General features: G+C 64.7%; 15 protein-coding genes. 8 read left to right on the forward strand and 7 right to left on the reverse strand.

Annotated features, from left to right (window positions below; genetic code table 11):
• Positions 1-41 precede the first annotated feature (41 nt).
• The 7 genes from EN852_RS03180 (at position 42) to EN852_RS03210 (ending at position 7,582) form a co-directional block, all read left to right on the forward strand.
• Complete coding sequence (locus tag EN852_RS03180; protein ID WP_127874954.1) at positions 42-527, forward strand: DUF1772 domain-containing protein; 486 nt, start codon at positions 42-44, stop codon at positions 525-527.
• A gap of 88 nt (positions 528-615) precedes the next feature.
• On the forward strand, positions 616-1,698 hold the full coding sequence (locus tag EN852_RS03185; RefSeq protein WP_127874871.1) for a class I SAM-dependent rRNA methyltransferase: 1,083 nt from the start codon (positions 616-618) through the stop codon (positions 1,696-1,698).
• Between the two features lies 1 nt (position 1,699).
• Positions 1,700-2,557, forward strand: coding sequence for an RNA methyltransferase (locus EN852_RS03190; protein WP_127874872.1), 858 nt, complete (start codon positions 1,700-1,702; stop codon positions 2,555-2,557).
• Positions 2,558-2,580: 23 nt separating this feature from the next.
• Positions 2,581-3,063 (forward strand): signal peptidase II, encoded by a 483-nt coding sequence (lspA, locus tag EN852_RS03195; protein WP_127874873.1) that lies wholly within the window; start codon positions 2,581-2,583, stop codon positions 3,061-3,063.
• Positions 3,064-3,120: 57 nt separating this feature from the next.
• On the forward strand, positions 3,121-4,110 hold the full coding sequence (locus tag EN852_RS03200) for an MDR family oxidoreductase (protein WP_127874874.1): 990 nt from the start codon (positions 3,121-3,123) through the stop codon (positions 4,108-4,110).
• 121 nt (positions 4,111-4,231) lie between these two features.
• Complete coding sequence (locus EN852_RS03205) at positions 4,232-6,511, forward strand: PAS domain-containing hybrid sensor histidine kinase/response regulator (protein ID WP_127874875.1); 2,280 nt, start codon at positions 4,232-4,234, stop codon at positions 6,509-6,511.
• Positions 6,512-6,706: 195 nt separating this feature from the next.
• Positions 6,707-7,582, forward strand: coding sequence for a GNAT family N-acetyltransferase (locus tag EN852_RS03210; protein WP_246693040.1), 876 nt, complete (start codon positions 6,707-6,709; stop codon positions 7,580-7,582).
• Positions 7,583-7,684: 102 nt separating this feature from the next.
• Here EN852_RS03210 and EN852_RS03215 read toward each other — a convergent pair whose 3' ends face one another.
• Both EN852_RS03215 and grpE read right to left on the reverse strand, forming a co-directional pair.
• Entirely contained in the window at positions 7,685-8,317 is a 633-nt protein-coding gene (locus EN852_RS03215) for a trimeric intracellular cation channel family protein (RefSeq protein ID WP_127874876.1), read from the reverse strand.
• Positions 8,318-8,432: 115 nt separating this feature from the next.
• Positions 8,433-9,065, reverse strand: coding sequence for a nucleotide exchange factor GrpE (gene grpE, locus EN852_RS03220; RefSeq protein ID WP_127868371.1), 633 nt, complete (start codon positions 9,063-9,065; stop codon positions 8,433-8,435).
• A 218-nt stretch (positions 9,066-9,283) separates the two neighbouring features.
• Here grpE and EN852_RS03225 point away from each other — a divergent pair, with 218 nt between their 5' ends.
• On the forward strand, positions 9,284-9,484 hold the full coding sequence (locus tag EN852_RS03225) for a hypothetical protein (protein WP_095819467.1): 201 nt from the start codon (positions 9,284-9,286) through the stop codon (positions 9,482-9,484).
• A 75-nt stretch (positions 9,485-9,559) separates the two neighbouring features.
• On the opposite strand, the gene EN852_RS03230 is transcribed toward EN852_RS03225, so the two are convergent.
• From EN852_RS03230 to EN852_RS03250, 5 genes are all read right to left on the reverse strand, one after another.
• Entirely contained in the window at positions 9,560-10,180 is a 621-nt protein-coding gene (locus EN852_RS03230; RefSeq protein ID WP_127874877.1) for a DJ-1/PfpI family protein, read from the reverse strand.
• Positions 10,181-10,373: 193 nt separating this feature from the next.
• Positions 10,374-11,981 (reverse strand): GMC family oxidoreductase N-terminal domain-containing protein, encoded by a 1,608-nt coding sequence (locus EN852_RS03235; protein WP_127874878.1) that lies wholly within the window; start codon positions 11,979-11,981, stop codon positions 10,374-10,376.
• Between the two features lie 164 nt (positions 11,982-12,145).
• Positions 12,146-12,685, reverse strand: a complete 540-nt coding sequence (locus EN852_RS03240; RefSeq protein ID WP_127874879.1) for a DUF934 domain-containing protein — start codon at positions 12,683-12,685, stop codon at positions 12,146-12,148.
• A 170-nt stretch (positions 12,686-12,855) separates the two neighbouring features.
• Positions 12,856-13,620, reverse strand: coding sequence for a phosphoadenylyl-sulfate reductase (locus EN852_RS03245; RefSeq protein WP_127868366.1), 765 nt, complete (start codon positions 13,618-13,620; stop codon positions 12,856-12,858).
• Entirely contained in the window at positions 13,595-15,265 is a 1,671-nt protein-coding gene (locus EN852_RS03250; protein WP_127874880.1) for a nitrite/sulfite reductase, read from the reverse strand. Before EN852_RS03250 ends, EN852_RS03245 begins: the two co-directional genes overlap by 26 nt.
• Between the last annotated feature and the right edge of the window lie 17 nt (positions 15,266-15,282).

Below are 15,282 nucleotides of genomic sequence, written 5' to 3' on the forward strand. Positions count from 1 at the left end.
CTCCAAGGGAACGCCTTCCGTTCGTGGCCGTTGTGCCGATTATGGAGATGCGCGGGTTCCTGTTGTTCTGGTCTGTGCTGACCGCTCTCGTCGCGGCGCTCAGCCTTGGGCCATCCTTTGCCCATGTGCTGGAATCGCTGCCCAGGCTGACAAAATGGTCGCCGGCTTTGTGGCGCGAGGCGACGGTCTTCAACGGCCAGTTCGTGCTTTTTGCCGTGATCGGAGCGCCGCTCGATATCGCCGCGATCCTGTGCCCGGCGCTTCTCACCTGGATGCTGCGCGGCCAAGCTGGCGCGTTCTGGCTCGTGCTGGCCGCCACGTTGCTCTACGCCGTTTCGCTGGCGCTCTGGTTCGGTCTCGTCAAACCGGCCAACGACGTTCTCGCGACCTGGGCGCCAGGACCGATCCCGGACAATTTCGAGGCCGTCCGGCTGCGTTGGGAAACCGGCCACATGGCGGTGACCTCGGCGAAGGTCCTTGGCTTCATTTCGCTTTGTTTCGGCCTGCTCGGTGTCCGGCACGGTTGACGGCCGCACCATTCGATGAGCCAGGCTTTGTTGCGCCGGGGGGCTTAGCTGTGGCAGAAGCGGGCCGAACCGCCGGAGATGATCCTTCTTGAAATCTTTTCGCGACAAGCGCCGCGATAACCGACCGCAGCACGCGAGGCCGGAACAGGCCCGCTTGCGCGATGCGTTTGCGGCTGGACGGCAGCAGGCGGCACCCGCGGAGCGCCGCGAAGCGAAACCGGCGGACCGGCAGGATGCCAAACCGGCGCCGCGCGTGCTTGCGCGCCGCGAGGGCACCTTGCCCGCCGAGCGCCTGCCGCTGATCCTCGAAGTCGCGCCCAACGCCGACTACGCGCTGCTGGACAGCGGCGCGGGCGAAAAGCTCGAGCAATACGGCCCCTACCGCATCGTGCGCCCCGAGGGCCAGGCGATCTGGCAGCGCGCCCTTCCGGCGAAGGAATGGGAGCGCGCCGACGCCATCTTCACCGGCGACACCGACGAGGAAGGCATCGGCCGCTGGCGTTTCCCGAAGGCGCCGCTCGGCGAGACCTGGCCGATGAAGCATGACGGCATCGACTATCTCGGCCGCTTCACCTCATTTCGCCATGTCGGCGTCTTTCCCGAGCAGGCTTCGCATTGGGACCATATGGCGGGGCTGATCGCCGCGGCGAAGCGCCCGGTCAAGGTGCTGAACCTCTTCGGCTACACCGGCCTTGCCTCGCTGGTGGCGGCCCGCGCCGGCGCCGAGGTCACCCATGTCGATGCCTCGAAGAAGGCGATCGGCTGGGCGCGCGAGAACCAGGAGATGGCCGGCCTCGGCGACAAGCCGATCCGTTGGATCGTCGAGGACGCGGTGAAATTCGCCGAGCGCGAGGAGCGCCGTGGCAGTCGCTACGACATCGTGCTGTTCGATCCGCCGGCCTATGGGCGCGGCCCCAAGGGCGAGGTCTGGCAATTGTTCGAGGACCTGCCGGGCCTTACCGATCTCTGCCGCGCGATCCTCACGCCGAAGCCGCTGGCCGTCGTTCTCACCGCCTATTCGATCCGCGCCTCCTTCTTCGCCATCCACGCGTTGATGCGCGATACCTTCGCCGGCATGGGCGGCACGGTCGAATCCGGCGAACTGATCATTCGCGAGAAATCCGCCGGCCGCGCGCTGTCGACCTCGCTCTTCTCGCGCTGGGTGGCTTGAAATGAACGCATATGACGGCGCTCGTCCTGTCGGGCAGGTCAAGGAAGTCACCAGCCTCGCCAATCCGCTGGTCAAGGACATCAAGGCGCTGGCGCTCAAGAAATTCCGCGACCAGCAGAACGCCTTCATGGCCGAGGGCTTGAAGCTGGTCATCGACGCGCTCGACCTCGGCTGGTCGATCAGGACGCTGGTCTTCGCCAAGGCCGGACGCGGCAACGCGGCCGTCGAAAAGGTCGCCGCGCGGACTGTCGCCGCCGGCGGCACGGTGCTGGAAGTCTCCGAGAAGGTGCTGACCGCCATCACCCGGCGCGAAAATCCGCAAATGGTGGTCGGCGTCTTCGCCCAGCAGACCGTGCCGCTGAAGGACATCCGCGCCAGGGACGGCGATGTCTGGGTGGCGCTCGACCGCGTGCGCGACCCCGGCAATCTCGGCACCGTGATCCGCACCGTCGACGCCGTCGGCGCCAAGGGGGTCATCCTTGTCGGCGACACCACCGATCCGTTCTCGCTGGAGACGGTGCGCGCCACCATGGGCTCGATCTTCGCCGTGCCGGTCGCGAGAGCGACCGAGCAGGCCTTCCTCGCCTGGCGGCGCGATTTTTCGGGCCTGGTCGTTGGAACGCACCTCAAGGGCGCGGTCGACTATCGTTCGGTCGATTTTTCCAGGGGACCAGTTCTGCTGCTGATGGGCAACGAGCAGCAGGGTCTCCCGGACAGCCTCGCCGAAAGCTGCGACCGGCTGCTCCGGATCCCTCAGGCAGGCCGAGCCGATTCGCTCAATCTGGCCGTCGCCACCGGCGTGATGCTGTTCGAGATCCGTCGCGGCGCGTTGAAGCTCGACGCCACCGAGACGCGATGAGGACTGCCCATGAGGACTGACAAGTGAAATCCTGGTCCCCTTATGCCTTGCTGGTGATCGTTGCCATTGCGCTCGACCAGTGGATCAAGCAGCTGGTCGAGAACGGTCTCGCCTTTCAGGAGAAGGTCGATCTCCTGCCCTTCCTGGCGCTGTTTCGCACCTACAACACCGGCATCGCCTTCTCGATGTTCCAGTCCTTCGGCGATACCGGCCTGGTGGTCATCGCGGTGCTGGTCGTCGCCTTCGTGCTTTATCTTGCCACGCGCACCCCTGCCGGCCATGTCATCGCCCGCACCGGCTTTGCGCTCATCATCGGCGGCGCGCTCGGCAATCTCATCGACCGGGCCGTCTACGGCCACGTCATCGACTACATCCTGTTCCACACGCCAGTCTGGTCCTTCGCGGTGTTCAATCTCGCCGACGCCTTCATTTCGGTCGGTGCGGCGCTCGTGGTCTTCGACGAGCTGATCGGCTGGCGGCGCGAGCCGAAACCTTCGCAAGATTGACCGCGCGGGTCTGTCGCCGCACAGTCCAACGACCCACGGAACCCGAGGAGAAAAACCGTGACCGACACCTTCAAAGCCATCCTCGTTTCGCGCGATGCGGACAAGAAGCAGTCCGTCGATGTCGTCGACCTCACCGAGGCCGATCTGATGGAGGGCGATGTCACCGTGGCTGTCGAAGCGACGACGGTGAACTACAAGGACGGGCTCGCCATCACCGGCAAGGCGCCGGTCGTGCGCCGCTGGCCGCTGGTTCCGGGCATCGATTTCGCCGGCACCGTGACCGACTCGTCCCATGCCGACTGGCGCAAGGGCGACAAGGTGATCCTGAACGGCTGGGGCGTTGGCGAGACGCATTACGGCGCCTATGCCGGCCGGGCCCGCGTCAAGGGCGACTGGCTGGTGCCGCTGCCCGAGGGCATGAGCGCGCATGATGCGATGGCCGTCGGCACGGCAGGCTACACGGCAATGCTCTCCGTCATGGCGCTGGAGCGCCATGGTATCGTGCCGGACCGTGGCCCGGTGGTGGTGACGGGTGCGGCCGGCGGCGTCGGCTCGGTCGCCATCTCGATCCTGTCGAGCCTCGGCTACCATGTCATCGCTTCGACCGGCCGCAACGCCGAAAGCCCCTATCTGATCGACCTCGGCGCGGCCGAGGTGATCTCGCGCGAGGAACTCAGCCAGCCGGCGAAGCCGCTCGCCAAGGAACGCTGGGCGGGCGGCGTCGATTCGGTCGGCAGCCATACCTTGGCCAATGTGCTGTCGATGACCTCCTATGGCGGCGCGATCGCCGCCTGCGGCCTGGCCGGCGGAATGGACCTGCCGGGAAGCGTCGCGCCCTTCATCCTGCGCGGCGTCTCGCTGCTCGGCATCGATTCGGTGATGGCGCCGAAGCCGGTACGCCTGGAGGCATGGCGCCGCATCGGCGCCGACCTCGACCTGAAGAAGCTGTCGACATTGTCACGCACGATCGGTTTCGACGGCATTATCGCCACCGCGCGCGACATCGTCGAAGGCAAGGTCAGGGGCCGCGTCGTCGTCGACATGTAGCCCGCCGGCCCGGCAAAGCTGCGGCTTCGGCCGTAAGTGCGGCGGCAGGAATCCGGGCAATCGCTAAAATTCGAACGATCCGCCCCAGTCTTCCATAATTTCTGTCTGGCATGGTCCGTGCATGGTCGCGGACTCCCACATCAGGCAGGACAGCAAAGCCGCCGGCGCTGACAGGCTCATCCCCGATGCGCCGAAGCGGCAGGTGCTCGTCGCGCCGCCGCTGGCTCCCGACTTGCCTGCCGCCAGCCACGAAGGCCTGCCCTTCCTGACGATCGTCGCCATCGTTGTCCTGGCAGGACTGGCGCATCTCACCGGGGCGCCGATCATCGTCACCGTCGGGCTCGCCGCCGCGGCCTTCGCCGGCCTTGCCATGCATCTGCGCAGCCGCCGCGACGAGCGGCGCACCGCGGCACTTCTCGACGAGACCGCCGCCCGCAGTCGCGCCGAGATCGAGACCCTCGCCGACCGCATGTGGGAGATGCAGGAGAGCGAGGAACGCTTCCGAGGCCTGATCGACGCGCTCGGCGACCTTGTCGTCCATCGCGATCGCGACGGCCATATCGTCTATGCCAACAGCGTCTTTGCCTCGCTTGTCGAGATCGACCCTCGCAATCTCGCCGGCAAGACTTTGTCCGAGCTTGGCATCGACGTCGGCATCGTTCCCGACGCCGCCTTCTCAGACCATGAATGCCTGAGCTCCACCGATGTCGCGATCCGCACACCGAACGGACCGCGCTGGTTCTCCTGGATCGAATTGTCGGTGCGCGACAAGGATACCGGCGCCGTCTCGCACCGGGCGATCGCGCGCGACATCACCGCCCGCAAGCGCGCCGAATCCTCGCTGATTACCGCGCGCGAGCGTGCCGAATATGCGAGCCAAGCCAAGTCGCGCTTCCTCGCCACCGTCAGCCACGAGATCCGCACGCCGATGAACGGCATCATGGGCATGGCGAAGCTGCTTGCCGACACCGACCTGTCGCCGGAACAGCGGACCTATGTCGGCGCTGTTTCCACCTCGGCCAGCGCGCTGCTCGCGCTTATCGAGGACCTGCTCGACTATTCCAAGATCGAGGCTGGCCGCTTCGAGCCCGAGCCGCAGCCGACTTCGCTGCGCGAAATCGCCGACAACATCATCGAACTTCTGGCCGCGAAGGCCTTTGCCAAGAATATCGGTCTCGGCTGCTATGTCGAACCCGATGTGCCGCAGATGATCACGGCCGACCCCGGCCGCCTGCGCCAGGTGCTGCTCAACCTGATCGGCAACGCGGTGAAGTTCACCGATACGGGCGGCGTGCTGCTCACCGTGGCGCGCGCCCGCACCGAAACCAGCGACTGCATCTGCTTCACCGTCGCCGACACCGGCCCCGGACTGCGCGAAGAGGACATGGAGCGAATCTTCGAGGAGTTCGAGCAATCCGACGGCACCTCGACCAGGGTGCATGGTGGCGCCGGCCTCGGCCTTGCCATCTCGAAGCGGCTGGTGACGGCGATGGGCGGCACCATCTCCGTTTCGAGCCGGCTGGGTGAGGGATCCGAATTCATTCTCGAGATCCCGGCGGTCGCGGCGACCGATCCGCCGCCGCACCGGCACAACATCCTTGCCGACCGGCGGGCGGTGATCGTTTCGAAGAACGCCATCGAGGCCGATGCCATCGCCCGCGCCATCAGGGCCCATGGCGGCATCGTCGAGGTTGCGGCGACGCCAGGTCAGGCCGCTCCGTTCGCTGCCGGCTGCAACGTGCTGCTGATCGACGCGGCGCTCGAAAACAGTGACGGGAGGTTGCTCAAGCGGTTGCGTGACTCAGGCTTTGCCGATTGTGAAGCCATCACCCTGATCGCGCCGACGGACCGAGGCATGCTCGGCGAATTCCGCGCCAACGGCTACGCCACCTTCCTCGCCAGACCCGTGCGCGGCGAGACGCTTTTGCGGGTGCTGTTGACCAGCCATGGCTCCGCGCTCACCCAGCCGCGGCCGGAGCCGCGCGGCGCCGCCTCGGTGCGCAGGCGCGACCAGGGCCTGTCGGTGCTGATCGCCGAGGACAATGACATCAACGCCATGCTCGCCCGCGCCACGCTGCTCAAGGCAGGGCATCGCGTCAAGGTTGTCGGCAACGGCAAGGCCGCGGTGGACGCCGTTACCGAGGCCGGCTTCAAGTTCCGCTTCGATGTCGTGCTGATGGACCTGCACATGCCTGTCATGGATGGCCTGGATGCGATTGCCGCCATCCGCCGCCATGAAGAGTCCCTGGCCATGCCGCCGATCCCGATCATGGTGCTTTCGGCCGACAGCCAGGAAAAGACCCGGCATGCCGTGCTTGCCCATGGCGCCAGCGGTTTCGTGACCAAGCCGCTCGACCCGGACGCGCTCGTCCAGGCGGTTGAGGGCCAGGTCGCCGCCTGACGAAATTTTGAACTCTTGAACACCATGCATCGCCTGGCTTTCGCGACGGTAAGATAGCCGGTTGAGGGTATTGCCCAGCCGACAAAGTATTGCCCGCCACGTCGTATCACGGTACTGTCACAATCCTGTTGCACCTACACCGTATCCCCGTGCCAAGAGGGATGGCTCGAAGGAGAATCACTCGTGCATACAGTTATGCCTGAATGTGACACTCGGCCGAATGCCGGCGGCGCCCTGCTCGCCGCCCGTACCGCCGACGCCGTCGCAAGCGGTGCTCCGCTGGGCCGGATCGGCAACCTCGAGGTGCGGCTCGCCCGCAACGAGGCTGAGATCGCCGCCGCCCAGGAAGTCCGCTATCGGGTATTTTATGACGAGCTTGGCGCGAGGAAGGACCTGTTCCAGGCGCAGGACCGGCGCGATGCCGATCGGTTCGACCCGCTCTGCGATCACCTTCTCGTGTTGGACACGTCCCTTCCAGGTCCCGAGCATCGCCGCATCGTCGGCACCTACCGCCTGCTGCGGCAGGAGATAGCCGCGACTGCCGGCGGCTTCTATTCCGAGGGCGAGTTCGAGCTCACCAAGCTGATCGCGCGGCATCCCGGCCAGCGCTTCCTCGAGCTCGGCCGCTCCTGCGTTCTGCCCGAATACCGCTCCAAGCGCACCATCGAGGCGCTCTGGCAAGGCATCTGGGCCTACATCAACCACTACAACATCGGCGTGATGACCGGCTGCGCCTCTTTCCACGGCATCGTGCCGGCGGCGCATGCCGAGGCGCTGACCTATCTCGCCCATCATTGCCGCACCAACTCCGCCTGGGATGTCCGCGCGGTTCCGGGACGCTACTGCTCGATGGACCTGATGCCGATCGAGGCGGTGAACGCCAAGGCGGCGATCGCCGCCATGCCGCCGCTGGTCAAGGGTTACTTGCGCGTCGGCGCCCGCATCGGCGACGGCTGCGTGATCGACCACGAATTCTCGACCGTCGACGTGTTCGTCGTCATGCCGGTCAAGGAGATCGGCGCCCGCTACGTCAATTATTATGGCGGCGAGGGACAGCGCTTCGCGGCATAGCGAATAGCGAATAGCGAATAGCGAATAGCGAATAGCGAATAGCGAATAGAACGCTATCTCGGGTTATCTCTATTCGCTACTCCCTATTCGCTATTCGCTCCGTTACGGAATATCTTCCGGCCTTCGCCCTGGCCGGCTCTTATAGGCCGCAAACGACCAGCCGAATTTAAGCGCTCCGCCGCGCACCACGAACGCGGCCGCGAAGCCGAGCAGGCTGGACGCCAGCGCCGGCAGGCCGGCAAGATCGCCAAGTGTGAAGATGGCGGCGCCGGCAAGGGCGGCGGTGACATAGATTTCAGGCCTGAGCAGCACCGAGGGCTCGCCGGCAAGCAGGTCGCGCAAGATGCCGCCGAAGGTCGCCGTCAGCACGCCCATGATGACCGAAACGACCGGCGAGCCGGTGATCGCCAGCCCCTTGGCCGCGCCCATCACCGAGAACGCCGCAAGGCCGACGGCATCCAGCCAAAGCAGCAGCTTGTAGCGGGATTCGAAGCGATGGGCGCTGAAGAAGACCAGCACCGCGACGACCGCGCAGATCAGCACATAGCCGCTGTTGGCGACCCAGAATACGGGCAGGTTGAGGATGACGTCGCGCAGCGTCCCGCCGCCGATGCCGGTGACGCTGGCCAGGAACAGGAAGCCGATAATGTCGAGCTGCTTGCGCGATGCCGCAAGCGCCCCCGTCGCCGCGAAGACGGCGACGCCGGCATAGTCGAGCAAGGCGATGGGATTCATGGGTGAGCGAGTAGTGCGTAGCGAATAGTGAGTAGGGAATAGCACGAAGCCGCAGACGATTATCAGTCCCCTACTCACTACTCACTACTCACTACTCCCTATTCGCTACTCACTATCAAGCATCCTTCTCGGCCTGCTCGTTCACCGGACCGGGCTCGGCCTTCGCCTCGGCGGCTGCCTTCGGGCCACCCTTGGCGACGCCGACCATCGCCGGCCGCAGCACGCGCTCGCCGATCGAATAGCCAGGCTGCACCACCTGGACGACGGTGCCGGCCGGGACCTCCGGGTTGGGCACTTCGAACATCGCCTGGTGGAAGTTCGGATCAAACTTCTCGCCCTCAGGCGCGAGTTTCTTCACGCCATGGCGCTCCAGCGCCGACAGCATGGCGCGCTCGGTGAGGTCGACGCCCTCGATCAGCGCCTTGAAGCCGGCATCGCCGGAGGCCTTGGCCTCGGCCGGAATGGCATCGAGCGCGCGGCGCAGATTGTCGGACACCGACAGCATGTCGCGCGCGAAATTGGCCACCGCGTAAGTGCGCGCGTCATGCACGTCGCGCGCGGTGCGCCGCCGCAAATTCTCCATTTCGGCCGCGACGCGCAGCGCGCGGTCCTTCAGTTCCTCGTTTTCCTTCAGCAGCCGCACAAGCGCTTCATAGTCGCCGTCGACGCCACCTTCCGCACGCTCGCCGGAAGCCTGGGTGGCTTCCATATCTTCGGGCGTGCGTTCGTCTTTTGCCTGGTCGCTCATCGCCGTTTCCCGTCATTCGGATTGGTCTGGATTTGCGCCCGATATCGAGGTTTGGAGGCCAAAAATCAAGGGGTAAGCGCTCGCGGCGGATGTCGAGCCATCATTCCAAATTAATTCAAATTTTACCGTATCACGCAGCTTTGCTTGCCCTCGGATGCCGTTGCGGGAACCATAAACGGGCTGGAGGAGTTTCGAAGCCGATATAGGATTTTGGGACGATGAACGGCAACAATGGCAACCGGCGCGCCGAATTGGCTAACGATATCAGGCGGCAGGCAGGCAGCGAAGCGACAAAGCGCTTTCTGCGCACCTTGCCGGCATTTCGCCTGGAAAAGGAGGTGCCCCGGCGGCTGAGCGACCTGCTTGACCGCCTGGACGGCGTGGATGCCAGGAAAGCAGGCGGCGAGCGGCGTCAATAGCCGCGCGCCGCGGTCAGAGCAATTCCAGGAAAAGTGTGTAGCGGTTTTCCGTCCGGAATTGCGCAAAGAACAAGTTCAGGCCGCCTTTCGGTCCTCACGCATCAGCGCTTCGCCGTGGCGGATCTCGGTGCCGAGCACCTTCAGGCATTCCCGCATGAAAGCGGCAAGGCCAGGCCAGCCCTTGGCCGAAACCAGATTGCCGTCGACATGCGCGCCGGTCGGCGCGACATCGATATAGGTGCCGCCGGCAAGCGTCACTTCCGGCTCGCAATAATGCAGCGCCGCCACTTCCTTGCCGCGCACCACGCCATCGACCGCGATGAGGATCTGCACACCGTGGCAAATGGTGAAGATCGGTTTGCCGGTCTCATGGAAATGCCTGACCAGCGCCTGCACGCGCTTGTCGATGCGGATATATTCCGGCCCGCGCCCGCCGGCGGCGTAAACCGCATCATACTCGGCCGGGTTCACCTCGGCGAAGGTCTTGTTGAGGATATAATCGTGGCCGAGCTTTTCGGTATAGGTCTGATGGCCCTCGAAGTCGTGCAATGAGGTCTTCAGCACGTCGCCCGCCTTCTTGTCGGGGCAGACGACATGGACTGTATGGCCCACCGCGTGCATGGCCTGTTCAAAGACGAAAATCTCGTACTCCTCGCTGAACTCGCCAACGAGCATCAATATCTTCTTGCCTGCCATGCCGTTTCCTCCCTTAGCCGGCTATTTATTTCGGAGCGCAAAATAATAACCCTATCCTAAGGTGAAGACGGCAAAAGGGGAAGCGCAAATCGCCGAATTGGTCTGACCAGATGGATTCGATCTCCTCGGCAGGCGGGCAAAGGCGACGTCATCCTGACAGAACCGAAGAAGCTGGTCCGACCAAGACCGGCGATCAGGCTGCGGCCCGGATCATATCCGCGGCCTTCTCGGCGATCATGATCGTCGGCGCATTGGTGTTGCCGCCGACAAGGGTCGGCATCACCGAGGCGTCGACGACGCGCAACCCTTCCAGCCCGCGCACCTTGAGCTGCGGGTCAACCACGGCCATGTCGTCGACGCCCATCTTACAGGTGCCAGCCGGGTGATAGATCGTGTCGGCGCGCGCCCTGATATGCGCCATCAGTTCGGCATCGCTGGACGCGCCGGCGGTGTAGATTTCCCTGGCGCGATATTTCGCCAGCGCCGGCGCCTCCAATATGGCACGCATCATCCGCACGCCCTTGAGCAGAAGCTCGCCGTCGCGCTCGTCCTCGAGAAAACGCGGATCGATACGCGGCGGCGCCAGCGGATCGGCGCTGTTCAAACCCACCTCGCCGCGCGAATGCGGCCGAAGCACACAGACATGGCAGGAAAAGCCATAGCCTAGATGCAGCTTGCGGCCGTGGTCGTCGACGATGGCGATGCAGAAATGCAGTTGCAGGTCGGGACGCTCGATCGCCGGATTGGATTTCAGGAAAGCGCCGCCCTCGGCATAGGGCGTTGCGATCATGCCGCCGCCGTCCTTGCGCCAGCGCAGCATATGCCTGATCAGGCCCGGCATGCCACGGAGGCCGATGCCCATCAAATCCGTCTGCCTGGACTTCCAGGCGAGGATGAAATCGAGATGGTCCTGCAGGTTCCTGCCGACGCCCGGTAATTCGTGGACGAGCGGGATGCCATGCGCCGCGAGCTCGACCGCCGGCCCGACGCCCGAGAGCAGGAGCAGCTGTGGCGAGCCGAACGCCCCGCCGCAAAGGATGACTTCGCGCCTGGCCTCCGCCACGTCTTCCCTTTTACCGATACGATAGCGCACGCCCTTGGCGCGCTTGCCGTTGAGAACGACGCCCGTCGCATGCGCGCCGGTGACCACGGTCAGGTTCGACCGGTTCATCGCCGGATGCAGATAGGCGGCGGCGGCCGAGCAGCGCTCGCCATTGCGGCGCTCGCCCCAGAACTGCGTCACCTGATAGAGACCGGCACCTTCCTGCTCCGGCCCATTGAAATCGTCGTTCAGCCTGATCTGGTTTTCACCGCAGGCCTCGACGAAGGCCCTGGAGATCGCGCGCGGCTCCTGCTGCTCGCAGACCCTGAGCGGTCCGTCGCCCCCATGCAGCGCGTCGGCCCCGCGTTGGTTGCCTTCGGCGCGCCGGAAGTAGGGCAGCACCTCGTCCCACGACCAGCCGTCGCAGCCGAGCTCGGCCCATTCGTCATAGTCGCGGCGGTTGCCTCGCGTGTAGAGCATGGCGTTGATGGCGCTTGAGCCGCCCAACGCCTTGCCGCGCGGCTGATAGCCCCTGCGGCCGTTGAGACCCTCCTGCGGTATTGTCTGGAAGCCCCAATTGTTGATCTTCGGCCGACCGGGCAGCAGCGCGATGATGCCGGCTGGCGCGCGGATCAAGAGATCCTTGCCGGCGCCGCCCGCCTCGAGCAGGCACACCGTCTTCGACGGGTCCTCGGAAAGTCTCGCGGCAAGCGTCGAGCCGGCGGAGCCGCCGCCGGCAATCACATAGTCGTAGCGCATGGTTCCCTCCCGGCGGATCTTTCCGTCCGTTGCCTGGAGAGAATGCTTGCTTGCGCTGCTTGTAAAGATGCCGCTGCGTCAGCCAAAGGCACGATCCCGAACCGAGGGTTCGGAAAAGATCATGCTCCGACAAGGACTGGATCAGGATGACGGTCAACCAGACGTCATTCTGATCCAGCGCGCTTGCGCCGCCATGAATATTTCGGGCCCTTGGGCTCAGGCTCCACGGCCGGCTGGTAATAGACCGGCAGCCCGCCGGTGCGCCCTTCCTCCAGCCGCTTCAGCAGCACTGGATTGGAGACCTCGAACTCGTCGAAACCGAGCCGCAGCATGTGTGGCAGCTGGTCGACCAGCACCTGGCCAGTGGCGCGCACCGGGCCCTTGAAATGATGCCGGGCGCGCAGCAATTCGCCCTTGGAGAAGGAGCGGCCGTCATTGAAGGCCGGGAAGGCGAGCACCACCAGCGACAGCTGGTCGAGCAGGCCGGTTATCTTGTCGAGTTCGTCGCCGGGCTGCAGCAACACCCCAATGCGCTCCTTGGCTGACTTGCGGATTTCTTCATCCAGCCCGAGAAAAACCAGCAGCGGCAGGATGAAACGGCCATTGCCGGCAAGCGCCTCGGCGCTTTCGGCGTGCGTCCACTCGTCCTCGCGAAAACCGTCCGGGGTCCAGAGGCGGGTCCCCGCTATAGTCGATCCAGTCATCAAAAATCCTAAAGTCCAAAAGATTCCAAGGATTGCCGAGATTCAGGTCAGGCCGAGCCGAAAATGGTGGCTTCCGAGAACCGGAGCGGAGCGTACTTGAAGTACGTGAGCACCGGAAGCGCAGGAAGTCGCCATTTGCAGGCCGGCCTCACCTGAATATCGGCGTATCCTTAAAGCGAGGCGTCGGTCAGCGACTTCTCCAGGCCCGACAAGTGGATGCCGCACTCGGTCTTGGCGTGGCCGGCCCAGCGGCCGCTGCGCGCGTCCTCACCGGGCTGCACGGGCTGCGTGCAAGGGAAGCAGCCGATCGAGAGGTAGCCATAGGCGACCAGCGGATTTTCGCGCAGCGCATGCGCGCGCATGTAGTCGGCCTGATCAGACGTCGTCCAATGCGCCAGCGGATTGATGCGGATGCGCGAGCCGACGGCCTCGAAGACGGGCAGAGCCGCGCGCGTCGAAGCCTGGAAGCGCTTGCGCCCGGTGAACCAGGCACGGAACGGCTCGACGCCGCGCGCCAGCGGCTCGACCTTGCGCACATTGCAGCAGGCGTCCGTGTCGGTCTCGTTGAGCTGGCCGGTCGGATCGACGCGTTCGAGCGCCGCCTCGTCCGGCTTGATCACCCTTATATCCGTCAGGCCGAAATCGGCGACCAGCGCGTCGCGATAGCCGAGCGTCTCCTCGAAATGCTTGCCGGTGTCGAGGAAGATCACCGGCATCGAGCGGTCGATCTCCGAGATCATGTGCAGCAGCACCGCCGAATCCGCGCCGAAGGAGGACACGGCTGCGATCTCGCCGCGGAAGGATTCGCGCGCCGCGCGCTGGATGATCTCGATCGGCTTCAGATGGCCGAGCAGTGCGTCGAGCCCCGCCGCTTCGGCGGCGATGCCGGCCTCGACGTCGACAATACGGTCAAGCGGCCTTGGTTTCGCCAGCATAGAGCGCCTCCTTGAACGGCGCGGGACCGACACGGCGGTAGGCGTCGATAAAACGTTCGTCGGGATTGAGCCGAAGGCCGAGATAGGTATCGACGATCTGCTCGATGGCATCGGTGATCTCTTCCGATGAAAAGCCGCGGCCGATGATCTCGCCCACGGACGTGTTCTCGTCGGCCGAGCCGCCGAGCGTCACCTGGTAGAGTTCGGAGCCCTTCTTCTCGACGCCGAGAATGCCGATATGGCCGACATGGTGGTGGCCGCAGGCGTTGATGCAGCCGGAGATCTTCAGCTTCAATTCGCCGATCTCGCGCTGCCGCTCCAGCGAGGCGAAGCGCTGCGAGATTTCCTGCGCGATCGGGATCGAGCGCGCCGTGGCCAGCGCGCAATAATCCAGGCCCGGGCAGGAGATGATGTCGCTGATCAAATTGGAATTGGCGGTCGCGAGGCCGATCTCGACCAGCGCATCATAGACCGCCTTGAGATCGGCGCGCGCCACATGCGGCAGGATGAGGTTCTGCTCATGGCTGACCCGCAACTCGTCGAAGGCGTATTTCTCGGCGATGTCGGCCACCGCCTCCATCTGGCTGTCGGTGGCATCGCCCGGCACCTCGCCGATGCCCTTGAGCGAGATGGTGACCGCCGCATAGTCGGGATGGCGATGGGTCACGACATTCTGGTCGAGCCATTCCGAGAAGCTCTTGGAGTCGAGCCTGGCCTGCTTCACCAGCGCATCGCCTTCAGGCCTATCCGTTAGCGCCGGCGGCGCGAAATAGGCGTTGATGGCCTGGATGTCGGCTTCCGGCAGCTTCAGCTCGGCGTCCTTCAGCTCCTGCCATTCGGCTTCGATCTGGCGGGTGATCTCCTCGACGCCGGTCTCGTGCACCAGGATCTTGATGCGCGCCTTGTACTTGTTGTCGCGGCGGCCGTAGAGATTGTAAACGCGCAGGATCGCCGTGCAGTAGGACAGAAGATCGGCTTCCGGCAGGAAGTCGCGGATCTTCTTGGCCACCATCGGCGTGCGGCCCTGGCCGCCACCGACATAGACGGCGAAGCCGAGCTCACCGGCAGCGTTCTTCTTCAGGTGCAGGCCGATGTCATGCGTCTGGATGGCGGCGCGATCGCGCTCCGCACCGGTCACCGCGATCTTGAACTTGCGCGGCAGGAACGAAAACTCCGGATGCACCGAAGACCATTGACGCAGGATTTCCGCATAGGGACGCGGATCCGCAACCTCGTCGGCGGCGGCACCCGCGAAATGATCGGCGGTGACGTTGCGGATGCAATTGCCGCTGGTCTGGATGGCGTGCATCTCCACGCTGGCGAGATCGGCAAGGATCGCCGGAATGTCCGACAGCGCCGGCCAGTTGAACTGGATGTTCTGGCGCGTGGTGAAGTGACCGTAGCCCTTGTCGTATTTGCGCGCGATGTGGCCGAGCATGCGCAATTGCCTGCTGTTCAGCGTGCCGTAGGGCACGGCGATGCGCAGCATATAGGCATGCAGCTGCAGATAGACGCCGTTCATCAGCCGGAGCGGCCGGAACTGGTCCTCTGTGATCTCGCCGGCAAGCCGGCGCTGCACCTGGTCGCTGAACTCGGCGACACGGGCGTGCACGAAATCCTGGTCGAACTCATCGTAACGGTACATGCTTCGTCTTTCCGGAC

The sequence above is a fragment of the Mesorhizobium sp. M2E.F.Ca.ET.209.01.1.1 genome, from assembly GCF_004010375.2.
GTDB lineage: Bacteria > Pseudomonadota > Alphaproteobacteria > Rhizobiales > Rhizobiaceae > Mesorhizobium.